The organism is Kluyvera fluvialis (genome assembly GCF_059725275.1).
In genome coordinates this window covers 4,163,588-4,182,101 of record NZ_AP046142.1, presented here as the reverse complement: position 1 = coordinate 4,182,101, position 18,514 = coordinate 4,163,588, and the positions used below count along the sequence as shown (strand labels likewise).

At 54.0% G+C, this 18,514-nt stretch carries 16 protein-coding genes; 12 read left to right on the top strand and 4 right to left on the bottom strand.

Features of this window, described 5'->3' with window-relative positions; all coding sequences use genetic code 11:
* The first annotated feature begins 8 nt into the window (after positions 1-8).
* The 6 genes from AC6I4B_RS19770 to nhaR all read left to right on the top strand — a co-directional run bounded on the left by AC6I4B_RS19770 (position 9) and on the right by nhaR (position 4,809).
* Positions 9-530, top strand: coding sequence for a fimbrial protein BcfF (locus tag AC6I4B_RS19770; protein ID WP_497767599.1), 522 nt, complete (start codon positions 9-11; stop codon positions 528-530).
* Positions 523-1,230, top strand: a complete 708-nt coding sequence (locus AC6I4B_RS19765) for a pili/flagellar-assembly chaperone (protein WP_497772257.1) — start codon at positions 523-525, stop codon at positions 1,228-1,230. Before AC6I4B_RS19770 ends, AC6I4B_RS19765 begins: the two co-directional genes overlap by 8 nt.
* 58 nt (positions 1,231-1,288) lie before the next feature.
* Entirely contained in the window at positions 1,289-2,131 is an 843-nt protein-coding gene (locus AC6I4B_RS19760; protein WP_497767598.1) for a DsbA family protein, read from the top strand.
* A gap of 65 nt (positions 2,132-2,196) precedes the next feature.
* On the top strand, positions 2,197-2,487 hold the full coding sequence (locus tag AC6I4B_RS19755; RefSeq protein WP_497767596.1) for a hypothetical protein: 291 nt from the start codon (positions 2,197-2,199) through the stop codon (positions 2,485-2,487).
* Between the two features lie 227 nt (positions 2,488-2,714).
* Complete coding sequence (nhaA, locus tag AC6I4B_RS19750) at positions 2,715-3,893, top strand: Na+/H+ antiporter NhaA (protein ID WP_497767595.1); 1,179 nt, start codon at positions 2,715-2,717, stop codon at positions 3,891-3,893.
* A 19-nt stretch (positions 3,894-3,912) separates the two neighbouring features.
* A complete protein-coding gene (gene nhaR / locus AC6I4B_RS19745; protein WP_497767594.1) occupies positions 3,913-4,809 on the top strand; it encodes a transcriptional activator NhaR in 897 nt (298 codons plus the stop codon).
* 85 nt (positions 4,810-4,894) lie between these two features.
* Here nhaR and rpsT read toward each other — a convergent pair whose 3' ends face one another.
* Entirely contained in the window at positions 4,895-5,158 is a 264-nt protein-coding gene (gene rpsT, locus AC6I4B_RS19740) for a 30S ribosomal protein S20 (RefSeq protein WP_003018940.1), read from the bottom strand.
* A 329-nt stretch (positions 5,159-5,487) separates the two neighbouring features.
* Here rpsT and ribF point away from each other — a divergent pair, with 329 nt between their 5' ends.
* The 6 genes from ribF (at position 5,488) to rihC (ending at position 12,303) form a co-directional block, all read left to right on the top strand.
* Positions 5,488-6,426, top strand: a complete 939-nt coding sequence (gene ribF / locus AC6I4B_RS19735; protein WP_497767592.1) for a bifunctional riboflavin kinase/FAD synthetase — start codon at positions 5,488-5,490, stop codon at positions 6,424-6,426.
* Positions 6,427-6,466: 40 nt separating this feature from the next.
* Positions 6,467-9,316 carry an isoleucine--tRNA ligase gene (gene ileS, locus AC6I4B_RS19730; protein WP_497767591.1) on the top strand — a complete coding sequence of 950 codons (2,850 nt, stop codon included), beginning with the start codon at positions 6,467-6,469 and terminating at the stop codon, positions 9,314-9,316.
* Positions 9,316-9,804, top strand: coding sequence for a signal peptidase II (gene lspA / locus AC6I4B_RS19725; RefSeq protein WP_497767589.1), 489 nt, complete (start codon positions 9,316-9,318; stop codon positions 9,802-9,804). Before ileS ends, lspA begins: the two co-directional genes overlap by 1 nt.
* A 117-nt stretch (positions 9,805-9,921) precedes the next feature.
* Positions 9,922-10,371, top strand: a complete 450-nt coding sequence (fkpB, locus tag AC6I4B_RS19720) for an FKBP-type peptidyl-prolyl cis-trans isomerase (protein ID WP_497767588.1) — start codon at positions 9,922-9,924, stop codon at positions 10,369-10,371.
* 1 nt (position 10,372) lies between these two features.
* Entirely contained in the window at positions 10,373-11,323 is a 951-nt protein-coding gene (gene ispH, locus AC6I4B_RS19715; protein WP_497767586.1) for a 4-hydroxy-3-methylbut-2-enyl diphosphate reductase, read from the top strand.
* Between the two features lie 65 nt (positions 11,324-11,388).
* Positions 11,389-12,303 (top strand): ribonucleoside hydrolase RihC, encoded by a 915-nt coding sequence (rihC, locus tag AC6I4B_RS19710; RefSeq protein WP_497767585.1) that lies wholly within the window; start codon positions 11,389-11,391, stop codon positions 12,301-12,303.
* 57 nt (positions 12,304-12,360) lie between these two features.
* On the opposite strand, the gene AC6I4B_RS19705 is transcribed toward rihC, so the two are convergent.
* From AC6I4B_RS19705 to AC6I4B_RS19695, 3 genes are read right to left on the bottom strand one after another with little or no spacing between them, the layout of a single operon-like run.
* Positions 12,361-14,061 (bottom strand): sugar phosphorylase, encoded by a 1,701-nt coding sequence (locus AC6I4B_RS19705; RefSeq protein ID WP_497767583.1) that lies wholly within the window; start codon positions 14,059-14,061, stop codon positions 12,361-12,363.
* Between the two features lie 55 nt (positions 14,062-14,116).
* Complete coding sequence (locus AC6I4B_RS19700) at positions 14,117-15,856, bottom strand: class I mannose-6-phosphate isomerase (protein ID WP_497767582.1); 1,740 nt, start codon at positions 15,854-15,856, stop codon at positions 14,117-14,119.
* Positions 15,846-18,512 carry a glycoside hydrolase family 38 N-terminal domain-containing protein gene (locus AC6I4B_RS19695; protein ID WP_497767581.1) on the bottom strand — a complete coding sequence of 889 codons (2,667 nt, stop codon included), beginning with the start codon at positions 18,510-18,512 and terminating at the stop codon, positions 15,846-15,848. The genes AC6I4B_RS19700 and AC6I4B_RS19695 overlap by 11 nt, the downstream gene beginning before the upstream one ends.
* Positions 18,513-18,514: the final 2 nt, after the last annotated feature.

The following is an 18,514-nucleotide window of genomic DNA, read 5'->3' as shown; positions in this document are numbered from 1 at the left end:
ACCGAGTGATGAATAAAAATGTGGTTGCCATTGGCGGAATCGCTTTATTGCTGATTTCCGCCGCACATGCGCATGACGGTCGTGTCTATGTTAGCGGCATTATTACAGACAATACCTGCACGCTATCGCCTGACTCAGAAAACATCACGGTAGCGATGGGAGACGTTGCCAACCGGCAGTTTGAACATGTTGGTGAGGGTTCTGCATGGCAAGGCTTTGCGATTGATCTCCAAAACTGTGGCTCCACGGCCAGTGGGGTAACTGTGAGTTTTAGCGGAACGGCGAATGCCCATAACCCCGGTTTATTGGCGTTGATACCGCTTGAAAATGAGGCCTCAGGGGTTGGCGTTGCACTTTATGATAAAGATAAAAAGCCCATTTTATTAGGCGATGAAAGCAGCATTCAGCCGCTCTCTTCGGGACAACATGAGGCACATCTGCAATTTTACGCCCGCTATATTGCGGACGGGGGCACGGTCGTGCCGGGAACCGCAAATGCCTCAGCAACGTTTCTTCTTTCCTATGAATAGCGCGATGTTGCGGTTTATCGCGCTCACTTTTTGGCTCTCCGTTTTCGGGGCGCAAGCCGGTGTCGTGATTGGGGGGACGCGATTTATCTATGGCGCGTCGATGGATGCACTCGCAGTGCCCGTGCACAATACCTCTGACGGCAGTTGGCTTATCAATAGCCACGTTCAGCCAGCTTCTCGTTGGCCTGGTGCGGTAATTCAAGCGCCAAACAGTGTGCCATTTATCATTACGCCGCCCCTTTTTCTGTTGCGCGCGAAGCAAGAAAGCCGTCTTCGGGTGGTCTATAGCGGGCAGGGTTTGCCCGGCGATCGGGAGAGTTTGTTTACCCTGAGTATTGCCGCCATCCCTTCCGGTAAAGCCGAGAGCAATAGCGTACAACTGGCCTTTCGTCAGTCGATGAAGCTGATTTATCGCCCTGCAAATTTGGCGGGCGATCCGCAGCAGTCTTACCAACAATTGCATTGGGTATTGGGGGCTGAGGGGCTAGAGGTTCGTAACCCAACGCCTTATTACGTCACGCTTTTTTTACTGCATACCAATGAGAAAACGATTGATGCCGCAGGGGTGGTAGCACCTTTTGCGGTCAGAAAAACACATTGGTGTCGGGGCGCGCTTACCTGTCATGTGCACTGGCAAAGCATTAATGATTATGGCCGTGTGATGCCGCCATTGACGCAGGATTTGCGTTATTCGCGCTGAGATTTCTGGCTTCTGATATCAGGAGCTATTTGATGTTATAAACCATGAGACTCTGTATATGTTACACCCGACTTCAATGTACCCACGATTAGCCGTAATCGCGCTGCTTGGCGCAATATCGCTTCCGACAATGGCGGAAGAAAGTGTACCAACCTCGCAAATCGGCCCCGCAGCCGAGGCCTATATTACGAGCCATCCAGATAAAGTAGGCGAGGTCATTGCCACCTATCTTGCCGATCATCCTGAATTTTTGATGGCCGCCAGCGAAACGCTGCATCAACGCCAGCAAATTGCCCAGCAGCAGGCCTATGTCCAGTTGGCGTTGCAGTATCGTGCCGACTTATTAAGCCTCGATAGCCCATCCGTAGGGCCTGCTGATGCGAAAGCTGCCGTGGTGATGTTCTTCGATTATCAGTGCTCATGGTGTAGCAAAATGGCTCAACAGGTTGCTGCCCTGGTCAAAGCTAACCCAGACACTCGCTTTATATTCAAAGAGTTCCCGATTTTTTCTTCTCGCTGGCCTGTCTCTGGGCTTGCAGCAAGAGTCGGGGAGCAGGTTTGGCTCACTCACGGCGGAGAATCATACCTGGAGTGGCACAATGCGCTATACGCGACCGGCAAGGTAGAAGGCGCATTGACGGAGCAGGATGTCTACACCCTGGCGCAGCACTACCTGACGGAAACGCAAATTGCAGCGGTAAAACAAGCGCAAAGCAGCGGAGCGATACATGATGCGCTACTGATGAATCAGGCACTGGCGCAACATATGGATTTCAGCGGGACGCCAGCCTTCGTGGTTATGCCGCAGACGGCAAACTCGGACGTTAAACGAGTTTCGGTTATCCCTGGCAGCACATCGCAAGAGGCATTGCAGATGGCGATTCAGAGGGCTAAAGGCTGAGTTCTATACGGGGTGGCAAAGCGCTACCCCAGAAAATGAACGGATACACTGACAAACGAGTCCGCATGATGAACAAAATATATGGTGTTATTTCCATGCTGGTGGTGCTTTTCTTGATGGGAGAGGGGGCGATGGCATCCAGTGGGGCGATTGCTTTTTCGGGCAGCGTAGTGACGATGGGCTGCTGGAATGAAACGGAAGCGCTTGAGTTGTTATGCCATCGCAAAGACAGCGTTGCGCGTCATATTATTGTTGAAAATATCACCACATCCATTGCTGAACCTTATGCGTTGGCCGAGGCGGAGTATCTCGATGAGGACAAGCAATTAACGCTGCTGCGAATTGTTTATGATTAAATCCTCTGCCACAGGCCTGTGGCATCCCACCTATTTAGCTCCCCTTCTTGATAATGCCGCGCAGCGCAGATAGCTATGCTGATTAAGACCATTTTTACTACACTCATTCTTTAATCTTATAATTCGTTTAAACCGATCTATTTGGCAATAATAAACTTGTTTTTTCGATTGGTTTGGTCAGCTAGAATGGTTTAAACGATCGATTCACCATTATAGAGAGAGTAAAAGTGAAGAGTCTTCAGCGTTTTTTTAGCAGTGATGCCTCTGGAGGCGTCATCCTGATTATCGCCGCCGCCCTGGCAATGCTAATGGCTAACCTTGGGTCAACCAGCGGCTTGTATCACGCCTTCCTGGAGACGCCGGTTCAGCTGCGCGTTGGGGCGTTAGAGATCAATAAAAATATGTTGCTGTGGATTAACGATGCCTTAATGGCGGTGTTTTTCCTGCTGATTGGCCTGGAGGTCAAGCGCGAGTTGCTACTGGGGTCGTTGGCATCGCGCCGTCAGGCGATTTTCCCGGTGATTGCCGCTTTGGGTGGCATGGTCGTTCCGGCGCTGGTGTATCTGGCGTTTAATGCGCAGGATACGGTTGCCAGCAGCGGTTGGGCTATTCCTGCGGCAACGGATATCGCGTTTGCGCTTGGCGTGCTGGCGTTGCTCGGCAGCCGGGTTCCGGCGTCGCTCAAAATTTTCCTGATGGCGCTGGCAATCATTGACGATTTAGGCGCGATAGTGATTATCGCCTTGTTCTATACCAGCGATCTATCGCTGTTATCGCTCGGCGTGGCGGCGGCAGCTATCGCAGTGTTGGCGGTGCTCAATTTGAGCGGTGTGCGCCGCACCGGTATTTATATTTTGGTCGGCGTTATCTTGTGGACGGCGGTGCTGAAATCCGGCGTACATGCGACGCTTGCCGGGGTGATTGTCGGCTTCTTTATTCCGCTGCGCGAGCAGAACGGCAAATCACCGGCGAAGCAACTTGAGCACGTGCTGCATCCGTGGGTGGCGTTTATGATCCTGCCGCTGTTCGCCTTTGCCAACGCCGGTGTGTCGCTTGCCGGTGTGACCTTCAGCGGGCTGACCTCCATGCTGCCGCTGGGTATCATCGCGGGTCTGTTTATCGGTAAGCCGCTGGGCATCAGCCTGTTCTGCTGGCTGGCGCTGAAGCTGAAGCTGGCGCGTCTGCCGGAAGGAGCCAGCTTTACGCAGATCATGGCCGTAGGCCTGCTGTGTGGTATTGGTTTTACGATGTCTATTTTTATCGCCAGCCTTGCATTTGGTAGCATCGATCCATCGCTTATCAACTGGGCTAAGCTCGGCATTTTAATTGGCTCCGTGCTGTCGGCGGTAGTGGGATACAGTTTGCTGCGCGCGCATTTAAAGCCGCAGATGGCCAATGACGGCTAAGTGAAAAGGGAGACAGCGCATGTCGCATATTAACTACAACCATCTTTACTATTTTTGGCATGTCTACAAGGAGGGTTCTGTCGTCGGTGCGGCAGAGGCGCTGTACCTCACGCCACAAACGATTACCGGGCAAATCAAGGCGCTGGAAGAGCGCCTTCAGGGCAAGCTGTTTAAGCGCAAAGGCCGTGGCATTGAGCCAAGCGAGCTGGGCGAACTGGTGTTTCGCTACGCCGATAAAATGTTCACGTTAAGCCAGGAGATGCTGGATATCGTCAACTATCGCAAAGAGTCGAACCTGCTGTTTGACGTTGGCGTGGCGGATGCGCTGTCCAAGCGACTGGTCAGCGGTATTCTCGATGCGGCGGTGGTCGAAGATGAACAGATACACCTGCGTTGTTTTGAATCGACGCATGAAATGCTGCTGGAGCAACTGAGCCAGCATAAGCTGGACATGATTATCTCCGACTGCCCCATCGACTCTACGCAGCAGGAAGGGCTGTTCTCGGTGAAAATCGGCGAGTGTGGGGTGAGCTTCTGGTGTATGAACCCGCCGCCGGAAAAATCATTCCCGGCCTGCCTGGAAGAGCTGCGTTTGCTGATCCCTGGCCGCCGCTCAATGCTCGGGCGCAAGCTGCTGAATTGGTTTAACGTGCAGGGGCTGAAAGTCGAAATTCTCGGCGAGTTTGATGATGCGGCATTGATGAAGGCTTTTGGTGCGGCGCATAACGCTATCTTTGTTGCGCCAACATTGTATGCGCATGATTTTTATGCGGATAACAGCATCGTAGAAATTGGCCGTCTGGACAACGTGATGGAAGAATATCATGCGATTTTCGCCGAACGGATGATTCAACACCCCGCCGTGCAACGTATCTGCCATCGCGATTACTCTGCGTTGTTTGTGGAAAAACCGTAGGCCGGATTGCGAATTATCTAAATTGCAGACATAAAAAAACCCGCTTTCGCGGGTTTCTTTTACAAAGCTGATAACAAGCGGGCGATTAAGCCAGTTTGTTGATCTGTGCAGTCAGGTTTGCTTTATGACGTGCAGCTTTGTTTTTGTGGATCAGACCTTTAGCAGCCTGACGGTCCACGATTGGTTGCATTTCGTTAAATGCTTTCAGTGCAGTAGCTTTGTCGCCAGCTTCGATAGCTGCGTATACTTTCTTGATGAAAGTACGCATCATAGAGCGACGGCTAGCGTTGTGCTTGCGAGCCTTTTCAGACTGAACGGCGCGCTTCTTAGCTGATTTGATATTAGCCAAGGTCCAACTCCCAAATGTGTTCTATATGGACAATTCAAAGGCCGAGGAATATGCCCGTTTAGCCTTCTTTTGTCAATGGATTTGTGCAAATAAGCGCCGTTAATTTGACAACGCTGCATTACGTATTGATGGCGCAGGATTCTACCAGCTTGTGGGCGATGAATACAGTCTTTCCGGCACAAAAATCACGCGCCCCGGCCATATTTTCTTGCCTTTTTCATGGATGCTGATGAAATCATTCCCTCTTTCGATGATGAGGCACAATAGCGGGTTAACGTAGACTGCTGTACAAGGTATACTCTGACGATTTTCACTCTTTTGAGCCAGACATGAAGCTGATACGCGGCATACATAATCTCAGTCAGGCACCACATGGGTGCGTGCTGACCATTGGTAATTTCGACGGTGTGCATCGTGGGCATCAAGCGTTACTGCAAGGCTTACGTGCCGAAGGCAGAGCGCGTGGTTTGCCCGTCGTGGTGATGATTTTTGAACCGCAGCCGCTGGAGCTTTTCGCGGCTGAAAAGGCCCCGGCGCGTTTAACGCGTCTGCGCGAAAAATTACGCTATCTGGCCGAGAGTGGAGTGGACTATGTCCTGTGCCTACGCTTTGACCGACGCTTTGCGGCACTGAGCGCGCAGGACTTTATCAGCGATCTGCTGGTTAGGCGTCTTGGCGTACAATTCCTTGCCGTGGGCGATGATTTCCGCTTTGGCGCTGGTCGTCAGGGCGATTTCTTGTTATTACAGAAGGCTGGCGTGGAATTTGGTTTCGATGTCACCAGCACCCAAACCTTCTGTGAAGGCGGAGTGCGCATCAGCAGTACCGCCGTGCGCCAGGCACTGGCAGACGACCAACTCGAACTGGCCGAAAATTTATTGGGGCATCCTTTCACTATCTCCGGGCGCGTGGTGCACGGCGATGAGCTAGGCCGTACCATCGGTTTCCCGACGGCGAACTTACCGCTGCGTCGTCAGGTCTCCCCGGTTAAAGGGGTTTATGCGGTAGAAGTGACGGGGCTGGGCGACAAATCCTACACAGGCGTCGCCAATATCGGTACTCGCCCAACGGTTGCGGGCGTTCGCCAGCAGCTGGAAGTACATTTGTTGGACGTTGTAATGGACCTCTACGGTCGCCATATAGACGTTATCCTGCGTAAAAAAATACGCAATGAGCAGCGATTTGCCTCGCTGGATGAGCTAAAGGCGCAGATTGCGCGTGATGAGTTAACGGCCCGCGAATTTTTTGGGCTTTCAAAACCGGCTTAATGCCTGAATACGTACGTTTAAATACGGAATCGAGAATCTAATGAGTGACTATAAATCTACCCTGAATTTGCCGGAAACAGGGTTCCCGATGCGCGGCGATCTCGCCAAGCGCGAACCGGGGATGCTGGCGCGTTGGACCGAAGATGACCTGTACGGCATCATTCGTGCAGCGAAAAAAGGCAAAAAAACCTTCATTCTGCATGATGGCCCTCCTTATGCGAATGGCAGCATTCATATTGGTCACTCGGTTAACAAGATTCTGAAAGACATTATTATTAAGTCCAAAGGGCTTTCAGGTTTTGACTCCCCATACGTGCCAGGCTGGGACTGCCACGGTCTGCCTATCGAGCTGAAAGTAGAGCAAGAATTTGGCAAGCCAGGCGAGAAATTTACCGCCGCAGAATTCCGCGCTAAATGCCGTGAATACGCTGCAGGCCAGGTTGACGGCCAGCGTAATGACTTTATCCGTCTGGGTGTATTGGGCGACTGGCAGCACCCGTATCTGACGATGGACTTCGGCACCGAAGCTAACATCATCCGCGCGCTGGGCAAAATCGTTGCTAACGGTCACCTGCACAAAGGCGCGAAGCCGGTGCACTGGTGCGTTGACTGCCGTTCTGCGCTGGCAGAAGCGGAAGTGGAGTATTACGACAAAACGTCGCCATCTATCGACGTGGCATTCCACGCGGTGGACAGCGCAGCCGTTCTCGCGAAGTTTGGCGTAAGCAGTGTGACTGGCCCTGTTTCCCTGGTTATCTGGACCACGACCCCGTGGACGCTGCCAGCGAACCGCGCTATCTCAATCTCTTCCTCGTTTGACTATGTGCTGGTGCAGATTGAAGGCCAGGCTATCATCGTGGCGAAAGAGCTGCTGGAAGGCGTGATGAAGCGCATCGGCGCGGCAGAATACACCGTGCTGGGCACGGTTAATGGCGCTGAGCTGGAAAATCTGCGTTTCGCTCACCCGTTTATGGGCTTCGATGTGCCAGCCATTCTGGGCGACCACGTTACCCTGGATGCCGGTACTGGTGCGGTACACACCGCGCCAGGCCACGGCCCTGACGACTATGTCATCGGTCAAAAATACGGTCTGGAAGTGGCTAACCCTGTTGGCCCAGACGGCACTTACCTGGCGGGGACTTACCCGACGCTGGACGGTGTTAACGTCTTTAAAGCCAACGATATTGTGGTGGCGCTGCTGACCGAAAAAGGCGCACTGCTGCACGTTGAAAAAATGCAGCACAGCTACCCATGCTGCTGGCGTCACAAATCGCCAATTATCTTCCGTGCAACCCCGCAGTGGTTCATCAGCATGGATCAGAAAGGCCTGCGCGAGCAGTCTCTGAAAGAGATTGACCGTATCGAACAAGACGGCCTGGCGAAAGAAAACCTGAGCGGCTGGATCCCGGCATGGGGTAAAGCGCGCATCGAATCAATGGTGGCTAACCGCCCAGACTGGTGTATCTCCCGTCAGCGTACCTGGGGTGTGCCGATGGCGCTGTTCGTGCATAAAGACACCGAAGAGCTGCACCCTCGCACCACTGAACTGATGGAAGAAGTTGCCAAATACGTTGAGAAAGACGGTATTCAGGCATGGTGGGATCTCGACCCGCGCGACATCCTCGGTGACGATGCCGACAACTACGTGAAAGTGCCGGATACCCTGGATGTGTGGTTCGACTCCGGTTCAACCAGCTATTCCGTCGTTGATGCGCGCCCTGAATTTGGCGGCCACTCTCCAGATATGTACCTGGAAGGTTCTGACCAGCACCGTGGCTGGTTTATGTCTTCACTGATGATTTCTACCGCGATGAAAGGCAAAGCGCCTTATCGTCAGGTACTGACTCACGGCTTCACCGTCGATGGTCAGGGCCGTAAGATGTCTAAATCTATCGGCAACACCGTGTCTCCGCAGGACGTGATGAACAAGCTCGGCGCGGACATTCTGCGTCTGTGGGTTGCTTCGACCGACTACACCAGCGAAATGGCCGTTTCCGATGAAATCCTGAAACGTGCCGCCGACAGCTATCGTCGTATCCGTAACACCGCGCGCTTCCTGCTGGCGAACCTCAACGGGTTTGATCCGGTAAAAGACATGGTGAAACCGGAAGAGATGGTGGTTCTGGATCGCTGGGCTGTAGGCTGCGCACAAGCGGCGCAAGAAGATATCGTCAAAGCGTACGCTTCTTACGATTTCCACGAAGTGGTGCAGCGCCTGATGCGTTTCTGCTCCATCGAAATGGGCTCGTTCTACCTCGACATCATCAAAGACCGTCAGTACACCGCGAAAGCAGACAGCGTGGCGCGTCGTAGCTGCCAGACTGCGCTGTATCACATCGCAGAAGCGCTGGTACGCTGGATGGCGCCAATCATGTCCTTCACCGCAGATGAAATCTGGGGTTACCTGCCAGGTTCCCGTGAGAAGTACGTCTTCACCGGCGAATGGTACGAAGGTCTGTTTGGCCTCGACAACACCGAAGCGATGAACGATACCTTCTGGGAAGATCTGCTGAAAGTGCGCGGCGAAGTGAACAAAGTTATCGAACAGGCGCGTGCTGACAAGAAAGTCGGTGGTTCTCTGGAAGCGGCTGTAACTCTGTACGCTGAACCGGAACTGGCGGCTAAATTGACCGCGCTGGGCGACGAATTGCGCTTTGTCCTGCTGACCTCCGGGGCGACGGTTGCCGATTATGCAGCCGCATCCGCTGATGCGCAGCAGAGTGAACTGCTGAAAGGGCTGAAAGTGGCGCTGAATAAAGCCGAAGGTGAGAAGTGCCCGCGCTGCTGGCATTACACCCAGGACATCGGCAAGGTGGCGGAACACGCAGATATCTGCGGACGCTGTGTGAGCAACGTGGCCGGTGACGGCGAAAAACGTAAGTTTGCCTGATGAGTAAATCGATCTGTTCAACAGGGCTACGCTGGCTGTGGCTAGTCGTCGTTGTGCTGATTATCGATCTGGGCAGCAAATACCTCATCCTCCAGGACTTTGCCCTGGGGGAGACCGTATCGCTGTTCCCGTCGCTTAATCTGCATTACGCGCGTAACTATGGCGCTGCGTTCAGCTTCCTGGCGGATAGCGGTGGTTGGCAGCGTTGGTTCTTCGCTGGTATCGCTATCGGTATCTGTGTTGCACTAACGGTGCTGATGTATCGCTCTAAAGCGACGCAGAAGCTCAATAACATCGCCTATGCGCTGATTATTGGCGGCGCGTTGGGTAACCTGTTTGACCGCCTGTGGCACGGTTTTGTCGTCGATATGATCGACTTCTACGTCGGCGACTGGCACTTTGCCACCTTCAACCTGGCCGATACCGCTATCTGTATCGGTGCGGCGTTGATTGTGCTCGAAGGTTTCCTGCCGAAAAAGCAGGCGTAATAAAATGCCGGATGGCGCTATGCGCATCCGGCCTACAATATACTGCGATCCTTGTAGGCCCGGTAAGCGTAGCGCCACTGGGCAAACAGGCGGCAGCAATTTTAAAGAGCAACCTGCATGTCTAAATCAGTACAGAGTAACAGTGCGGTGCTGGTGCACTTCACCCTTAAGCTCGACGATGGCTCCACCGCAGAGTCAACCCGCAATAACGGCAAGCCTGCGCTGTTTCGCCTGGGCGACGGTTCTCTGTCTGAAGGGTTGGAACAACATCTGCTCGGATTGAAAGAGGGCGGTAAAACCGCTTTTGCGCTCGAGCCGGATGCCGCCTTTGGCGTGCCAAGCCCGGACTTAATCCAGTATTTCTCCCGCCGCGAATTTATGGATGCTGGCGAGCCTGATATTGGGGCTATTATGCTATTCACCGCGATGGACGGCAGTGAAATGCCGGGCGTTGTCCGCGAGATTAACGGCGATTCAATTACCGTTGATTTTAACCATCCGCTGGCAGGCCATACCGTTCATTTTGATATTGAAGTGCTGGAAGTAGACCCAGTACTGGAGGCGTAAAATGCAGATCCTGTTGGCCAACCCACGCGGTTTTTGCGCTGGGGTAGACCGCGCTATCAGCATTGTTGAAAATGCGCTCGCTATTTATGGCGCGCCAATCTACGTGCGTCACGAAGTGGTACACAACCGCTACGTGGTAGACAGCCTGCGCGCGCGCGGCGCTATTTTTATCGAGCAGATAAGCGAAGTGCCGGACGGCTCGATTCTTATCTTTTCGGCGCACGGTGTCTCGCAAGCGGTGCGCAACGAAGCCAAAGGCCGCGACTTAACGGTCTTTGACGCAACCTGCCCATTGGTTACTAAAGTGCATATGGAAGTGGCGCGCGCTAGCCGTCGTGGCGAAGAGTCGATTCTGATTGGCCACGCAGGCCACCCAGAAGTTGAAGGCACGATGGGCCAGTACAGCAACCCGAAAGGCGGCATGTACCTGGTGGAGTCGCCGGAAGACGTGCTGACGCTAACGGTGAAAGACGAAAGCAAGCTGTCGTTTATGACCCAGACCACGCTGTCGGTAGACGACACCTCTGATGTTATCGATGCGCTGCGTCAACGCTTCCCTAAAATTGTTGGCCCACGCAAAGATGACATTTGCTACGCCACGACCAACCGGCAGGAAGCCGTGCGATCGCTCGCCGAGCAGGCCGACGTGGTGCTGGTGGTTGGCTCGAAAAACTCGTCTAACTCAAACCGCCTGGCTGAACTGGCGCAGCGGATGGGCAAAGCGGCCTACCTGATTGACGATGCGGCAGATATTCAAGATGCATGGGTGAAAGATGCCGCCTGTGTGGGCGTCACCGCAGGGGCGTCTGCACCGGATATTCTGGTGCAAAACGTGATTGCGCGTCTCCAGTCATTGGGCGGCGGCGAAGCGATTACCCTTGAAGGCCGGGAAGAAAACATCGTCTTTGAAGTTCCCCGTGAACTGCGTGTCGATGTTCGTGAAGTTGAATAAATAATTTCTTTCGTGAATGTGAAAAAATGCCAGGCTTAACGTCTGGCATTTTTTATGGAGAAAACATGCGCCTACCGATATTTCTTGATACCGATCCCGGCATTGACGACGCTGCTGCTATTGCGGCGGCGCTCTTTTCCCCTGAACTTGATCTCCAACTGATGACCACTGTGGCGGGCAACGTTTCGCTCGAAAAAACGACCCGCAATGCGCTCCAGTTGCTGCACTTCTGGAATGCGGATATCCCCGTCGCGCAGGGCGCGGTTACGCCGCTGGTGAGGCCATTGCGCGACGCGGCCAGTGTTCACGGTGAGTCCGGTATGGAAGGTTACGACTTTGTGGATCATAACCGGCAGCCGTTGGCAAAACCGGCGTTTCAGGCGATCCGCGATGCGTTAATGCATGCGCCGGAACCGGTCACGTTAGTCGCTATTGGCCCGCTGACCAATATCGCGCTGCTGCTTACGCAATATCCTGAATGCCGTTTCAACATTCGCCGCCTGGTTATTATGGGTGGTTCTGCCGGGCGTGGTAATTTTACGCCCAATGCCGAGTTCAATATCGCCATCGACCCTGAAGCGGCGGCGCTGGTGTTCCGCAGTGGCCTTGAGATTGTGATGTGCGGGTTGGATGTGACCAACCAGGCGATATTGACGCCGGATTATCTGGCAATGCTGCCGACGTTGAACAAAACCGGAAAAATGCTCCACTCGCTGTTCAGCCACTATCGCAGCGGCAGTATGCAAAATGGCCTGCAAATGCACGACCTCTGTGCGATTGCCTGGCTGGTGCGCCCTGAACTGTTTACGCTGCAATCTTGTTTTGTGGCGGTGGAAACTCAGGGGCAATATACCGCCGGAACCACCGTGGTGGATATCGAAGGGAAGTTGGGCCAGCCCGCTAACGCTCAGGTGGCGTTAGCGCTGGATATCGAAGGCTTCCAGCAATGGGTGGCCGAAGTGCTGGCGCTGGCTCCTTAGCCAGGCCAGTTATTGATTGTGCTGACGGCTAAAACGATGCCCTGAAGCCAGAGAAACTCAGTGCTTGATCCACAGCACCTGCCACGGCTCAAGCACTGTGTCGCCCTGGAAAGCGTCTGCGCTTATCAGGCAAGTCCCCTGAATCTCGCGGGTGAACCGTTGGCGCTCGGCGCTGACATTCACCACACAGGTCACTTTCTCGCCGCAGCGCGGGTCATAACGCTCAACTCCGAATAGCGCATCGGCCAGCGGCAGCGTGGTTTGTTCGGCATCAGGGGAGAACGCAGGGTGCTCTCTGCGTATTTGCAGCAGTTTTTCCAGCGCGTGGAAAAGCGTGCTGCGCAGCGTGTCCGGGTTCGTTAACTCCTGCTCTAATTCTGGCAGGGTGAGCTTTTGCCGGTTAATCCGTCGGTTAATGCCGGACTGTTCGGCTCCAGCCAGATCGTTTTCGCTGCCCAGCAAACTGTGGTAATAAATCGCCGGAACCCCTTTTAGCGCCAGCAAAATAGCGTGCGCTGCGGTAGTTTTTGCCACTTTGGTTTGTACGCTGTCGTCGGCTTCGCTCAATGCGCTCAGATAGTTAATATTCAGCTCATAAGGCGATGTCGAACCGTCGCTGTTATTTTTCCACGATACGCGCCCCTGCTTACGCAGTGTTTCGTTGACCAGAAAATCCCGCTCACTATCTTCCAGCAAGGCTTCCGTTGGTCGCAGCCCGATCCCGTCGTGGCTGGCAAGGAAGTTAAAAAACGTCGTCCCCGCCGGTAAGGGTTCCTTATCCAAAGAGGCAGACCACTGACGCAGCCAGCGGGCATTGCCGCGCAGGAACGCGTGCAGTGTCAGCGGCGGTAGCGGGAACTGATACACCATTTGGGCTTCATCCCCTTTGCCGAAGTAGCTGATATTTTCCTGATGCGGCACATTGGTTTCGGTAATGATTCGGCAGCCGGGGAAGACCGCGTCCAGCAGCAGACGCCACAGGCGGATAATCTGGTGAACCTGCGGCAGATGGATGCAGGAAGTCCCGTCCTCTTTCCAGATAAAGCCAATAGCATCCAGACGGATGGAGGTCGCGCCGTGGGCAGCGTAGCTCAATAGCAAATTGATGCTTTCGATCAGGACTTTCGGCTCACGAAAATTCAGGTCAATCTGGTCATCGCTGAAGGTCGTCCAGACCTCTACAGGCTGGCCGTTGTGGCGGCGGAACGGTGTCATCAGCGGCGACGTTCTGGGCCTGACCACGTGCTGATAGTTGGTGTGCGCATCGGCTTCAATAAAGTAGTTTTGGTAGTCAGGATTCCCTTGCAGATATTGCGTAAACCAGTCGCTATGCTGCGAGATGTGGTTAATCACGCAGTCAAACATTAACGAAAAGTCACCAGACAGCGACTGCACGTCCGACCATGAACCGAGCGCCGGATCGACCTGATAATAGTCGATAACGCTGAAACCATCGTCAGAGCTATAGGGATACATCGGCAGCAGGTGTATATCGCTGATGAGGTTATCCAGGTAGCGGCGTGAAAAGCGATGCAGCGCTTGTAGCGGTGTTAAACCCGGTGCGGAGATCGCATCGCCGTAGGTAATCAGATACGCAGTGCGTTCGCTAAGCGGTGGATAGTGAGGTTTATCGGATGCCCATTTCTCGGCGCTGTTGATAATGGTATCAACCAGTTGCTCGCTGTTTTGCTGTGGGTAAAGGGCGCTGACGATCGACTGAATTTGAGGGCGGAGCGCCGTGAAGATGCTGTCGTTCATGGAAATACCTTATACATAGATATTAACGGGCGCGCCGCCGCGCGCCCTGAGTGGGTTAGGTTCTGACGAAGGCTTTAATGGTCGCCACGCATTGGTCAAGGCTTTCGCCCGACGGGGTAATGCGGTATTCCCCTACGCTTGCCGGTATGATGAAGGTTTCGGCATAGCGCACGATAAACGGCGCAAAGGCTCCCGTCGGGCTGTCTACCGTGGCTTCCTGACCTTCGACGAGATTAAGGACGTTGACACCACCGCCGGTGTGATGCGTCACCGGCTGACTGAACCAGTGGCGACGCGTTTCAATAAACTCGCGCTCATGCAGCCCCGTGCGCTCTTCGTGCCAGCCTTCACCGTGGGCGACAGGCTCAATGCGGTTAACCAGGTTCTCCATCACCCACTCGCTATCGCGCTGCCAATCAATCACCTGCTCGCCGTGTTCAAGGTGAACCGGACGCGGCAGCCCATCCAGGCCCAACCGGCCCCAGTCCCAGAGCTTGAAGGTGAAAATATACGGCGTAGCGCTAATTTCCAGCACGACCGTACCCGCGCCGGAGCAGTGCATCGTCCCGGCGGGGATCAGGAAGTGATCGTGCTTTGCTGCCGCGATCGCGTTCACAAAGCGTGCATCATCAAACGCTTTTTCGCCCCGCTGGGCTGCGCGTAAATCCTCCAGCAGCGCCTGGGGTGAGCTGGCTGTTTTTCGCCCCAGATACACCGTTGCGCCGGGTTCGGTGTCGAGAATGTAATAACTCTCATCCTGGGTGTAGTGCATCCCGAATTGCTGCTGGATATATTCCGTTAGTGGGTGAACCTGAAAGCTGAGGTTTTGCCCGCCAATGGTATCGAGAAAATCGAAACGGATCGGAAATTCCGCGCCGAAACGGGCATGGACTTTTTCGCCCAGCAGAGGGCGCGGGTAGAGCAGGACTAAATCCTGTGCGGGGATCTCAAGTCGTATGTCGCCGTAGCGCAGCAGCAGGCTGTTTTCCTCTGGCACACAGTCAAAGCCCCAGGCGTAGTTGGGCGCATCGGCGGGAAGATCGAATTTTTCTTTCATCCATTGCCCGCCCCATACGCCGGGGTCGAAGAAAGGGACAACGCGGAACGGGCGGCAGGTTGCCTCTTTCAATCCTGCCCGTAGCGCCTCGCCGCTGACCATCACCGGAGCGTCTGCAACCGTGGTATCGAGCAGAAAGTCCATGCGTTTCAGCAACGGCGTTTTGTGTTTATCGAAAACGCGCCACTCCACGAAGAACGCTCGTTTGTAGCGGCGCAGCATATCTTCATGCGGGTTGTCAGCCCCCCAGTTTCCCATCTCGCCACGGCGCATTCGTTGCTGGATTTCCCAGCGCGGCATATCGGCATAAATCAGCGCATCGCCGGGGTGGACGAGTGCTGCGCCTGGGCCGTAGACAATAACTAATCCTTCTTCACAGTCGGCGACCTGCTGGCGCAGAGCGCTGAGTTTATCGGCAAGGAAAAACTCACTGAGCTGGTGGCAGGAAAGCACGCCGAAGACACGATCGTCAGTCAGGTTACGCGCCAGAAAGTGGTGCAGATCCTGCTCGTCGCGGCGGGCGGTTTCGACGTTGATGAGCAATGTTGCGTTTAACGAAGCGCAAAGGCGAGCCGTCAGTTCGTCAAGGCGAACGCCTGGGTAGCAATCGATAACCAGGACCGTTTTCTTTCTGCCAGTGAGCTGGGGTGATAGCGCTGCCGCAATCGATGACCAGCCTTTCCAGGCATGGTTATCGTAGCGGGGAACCGCGACCTCTGGGTATTTATCATATCGCATGGTCACCTCTATCGATGATCGTTACAGCAAGCGTGATGTAGTCTTTGGCGGCAATGACCACGGGCTTTGTGGCTGGCTCTCGGCGGTCTTCGTTCAGCGTGACGGTTGAGAGTTGATAGTCATACGGTGATGAGAAGGTGGCCAGTTGCGCAGTGTCGCTGGGGTTAAACAGCCGGATAATCAATTCATTGGCATGGTCGCCGGGTTTGCACATGCTTAACATTATCTGAGGGTTATCCAAACTCAGCCATGCCGCCATCGGGGCGATAGGGTCAGTGGGCAGCGGAATGGTAAAGCGCTCCAGGCGCTCCTCGAAGGTGTTGAGTTGTTGTAGCTGGTAGGTCAGATAGTGCTCACGATAATCGTGGCAGGCGGCGAATAGCGTGGCGTCATCCACTTTGCTATCCATTATCAGCGCGTAATCAAAGATCATCTGCTGATGCATTTGCGCATCGGGCGTTTCCACAACCTTGTTGTTAATGCCTGATGCCCGGCCCGGACGCCAGAGCGTATCGTCTTTACCCAGTAAACCCACGCTACGGAATAGCGTTAGCGCCAGCGCATTTTCCTCGCCAATCACTTCATACTCTTTGATACCTTTGGTGATCACACCGAAGAAATGATGGTCGTTGCGTACGACGACGCTGTTCTCCAGGGTATAGATAGGCATCGGTTTTTCAACAAAGCCATTCTCCCGCCAATTTTTGACATAAGGACTGACGCTGTCCCGACGGATTAAGGCGTAGCCTTGATCGGCATAGGAATACTCAGGATGGTTGACCGGTGTATTGAGATGAACGCGCAGACGATGATCGTCGGCCTGATTCTCCAGCGTATGTTGCACACGGATATACGCTTCATGCTGGCGCAGCTCTAGCGTGGTGTGGATTGTCATTGGCTGCGAGCGCTCTCCCGCCAGACGCTGTGCCATGTTCTGCGGTAGCTCAAGGGTCGCTTCCAGCGTCATTCTGCTGACCATCGGGCTGGTTTCGCTTGAGACAAGGCGGAATGAACGGGTGATTATCGGCTGCTCGGTTTCCAGCGGGGCGAAATCGAATTCATCGCCATTGTCGCCGCAATCGATAAAGGTTAAGAAGTCGTCAATGCGCTGGTGAGTGCGGATATTTTCTAGCGTCAACGAGCCATTATTCAGGCTAATACGGTAACGATCGTTCTCAATGGTCTGGCGATCGTTTTGGCTGAGCGTATGCCCCGTATCGTGCTCCTCAACGATATACGTTTGATAGCCCAGGCCGTTAATGCCCTGGGCTTTAAACACTATTTCGCTGCGGTAGTAGTTTTCGACCGGCTCCAGTTTCTCGCCTTCAGCGGTCACAATCACCCGCTGACCACCGTCAAGCATTTGCTGGCTTATCAGCGTACAGGGAACGGGAGTGTTACCCAACCGCAGCGCCACATGCTGCCCTTTGCTGAATACAACCGCGCTCACCAGGCGATCAAGGGGATCAAGACCGCCGTTGAATACCACCAGAATGTTGCTTTGCCCAAGTTGGCGGCTAATACCGTGGCTGATTTTTTTCTTCAGTAGGTTAATCAGGCTGAGCGCCGAGCGCTCGACGCTGATAAGCCGATGCTTGATATTGTGGTTCACCGGATCGGCGTTCGTGGCCTCAATGCCATTATGGGCATGAGCTGAAAACACCTTTTTCCACAGATCGTCCATCAGCGGCTGCGGCCAATGAATGCCGAGCTGGGCGGCAATAACGGTCAGCGGTTCGAGTTGATCAAGCAGCAAATGCTCGGTCTGCCAGGTTTGGCGCTTAATGTCATAACGCGTGGAGTGGCAGGTGCGGTGAATACGTGATTTTTGGCAGGCAAACAGTTCGCCATCAATCACATTGTCAAACTGGCTCGAAGACCAGGTGTCCTGCATATAGGTTTCAAAGCTGGACATGACGAAATGATAGGACGTATCCAGTTCATTGAGCATTTTTACCGTTTGCGGGAACTGGGCATTCGGCAGCACCTGATCACCACCGCAGGGCAGCAGAAGTTTATCGGTGTGCGTATTCATCGCGCTTAACTGTTGCAGAATAGGCAGCAGACGATGCTTGAGATAATCGCTATCGGCGGAGAGAAATTTACCCGGCCCGTAGCCGTAATACATGTAGTTGGTAGCGACGGTCTTTTGATTTGGCGCGCGCCAACGGAAGTTGAGATCGCCCTGAATTTGGTCGGTGTAAACCCCTCGTTGCAGGACGCAGTAGTCAATTCCCGCGTCGCTGAACATCGCCGGAAGGTAGGCGTGTTGACCAAAAATATCCGGCAGGTAGCCAACGTTCATGCTGTGACCGAACTGTTTCGCCGTGCGGATGCCGTACTGCAAATTACGGATAAGCGATTCACTGCGCACAAGCAGCGAATCACACTGAGTATACCAGGGGCCAACGTACAGACGCCGTTGGTGCACTAGCTCGGCAATCCGCGCGGCATTCTCCGGCCTGACCTGTAGATAGTCGTCCAGGACAATAGCCAACCCATCAAAGGTATAGGCCGGAAAATCTGCATCGTTTTCCAACAGATCCAACAGGTAATCCATATTCTCGACCAGCAGAATATGCGAGTCCTCGCAGGTGAAATACCACTCCGCATCCCAATGGCAATGTGGGACTACATAGACGTGTTTTGACGTCATCT

Bases quoted from the DNA above. Each gene is read 5' to 3' on its own strand.
- ribF (WP_497767592.1), top strand. From the start codon at position 5,488: ATGAAGCTGATACGCGGCATACATAATCTCAGTCAGGCACCACATGGG.
- rihC (WP_497767585.1), top strand. From the start codon at position 11,389: ATGCGCCTACCGATATTTCTTGATACCGATCCCGGCATTGACGACGCT.
- fkpB (WP_497767588.1), top strand. From the start codon at position 9,922: ATGTCTAAATCAGTACAGAGTAACAGTGCGGTGCTGGTGCACTTCACC.
- lspA (WP_497767589.1), top strand. From the start codon at position 9,316: ATGAGTAAATCGATCTGTTCAACAGGGCTACGCTGGCTGTGGCTAGTC.
- AC6I4B_RS19705 (WP_497767583.1), bottom strand. From the start codon at position 14,061: ATGAACGACAGCATCTTCACGGCGCTCCGCCCTCAAATTCAGTCGATC.
- AC6I4B_RS19760 (WP_497767598.1), top strand. From the start codon at position 1,289: ATGTTACACCCGACTTCAATGTACCCACGATTAGCCGTAATCGCGCTG.
- AC6I4B_RS19770 (WP_497767599.1), top strand. From the start codon at position 9: ATGAATAAAAATGTGGTTGCCATTGGCGGAATCGCTTTATTGCTGATT.
- ispH (WP_497767586.1), top strand. From the start codon at position 10,373: ATGCAGATCCTGTTGGCCAACCCACGCGGTTTTTGCGCTGGGGTAGAC.
- AC6I4B_RS19695 (WP_497767581.1), bottom strand. From the start codon at position 18,512: ATGACGTCAAAACACGTCTATGTAGTCCCACATTGCCATTGGGATGCG.
- AC6I4B_RS19765 (WP_497772257.1), top strand. From the start codon at position 523: ATGAATAGCGCGATGTTGCGGTTTATCGCGCTCACTTTTTGGCTCTCC.
- ileS (WP_497767591.1), top strand. From the start codon at position 6,467: ATGAGTGACTATAAATCTACCCTGAATTTGCCGGAAACAGGGTTCCCG.
- AC6I4B_RS19755 (WP_497767596.1), top strand. From the start codon at position 2,197: ATGATGAACAAAATATATGGTGTTATTTCCATGCTGGTGGTGCTTTTC.
- AC6I4B_RS19700 (WP_497767582.1), bottom strand. From the start codon at position 15,856: ATGCGATATGATAAATACCCAGAGGTCGCGGTTCCCCGCTACGATAAC.
- nhaR (WP_497767594.1), top strand. From the start codon at position 3,913: ATGTCGCATATTAACTACAACCATCTTTACTATTTTTGGCATGTCTAC.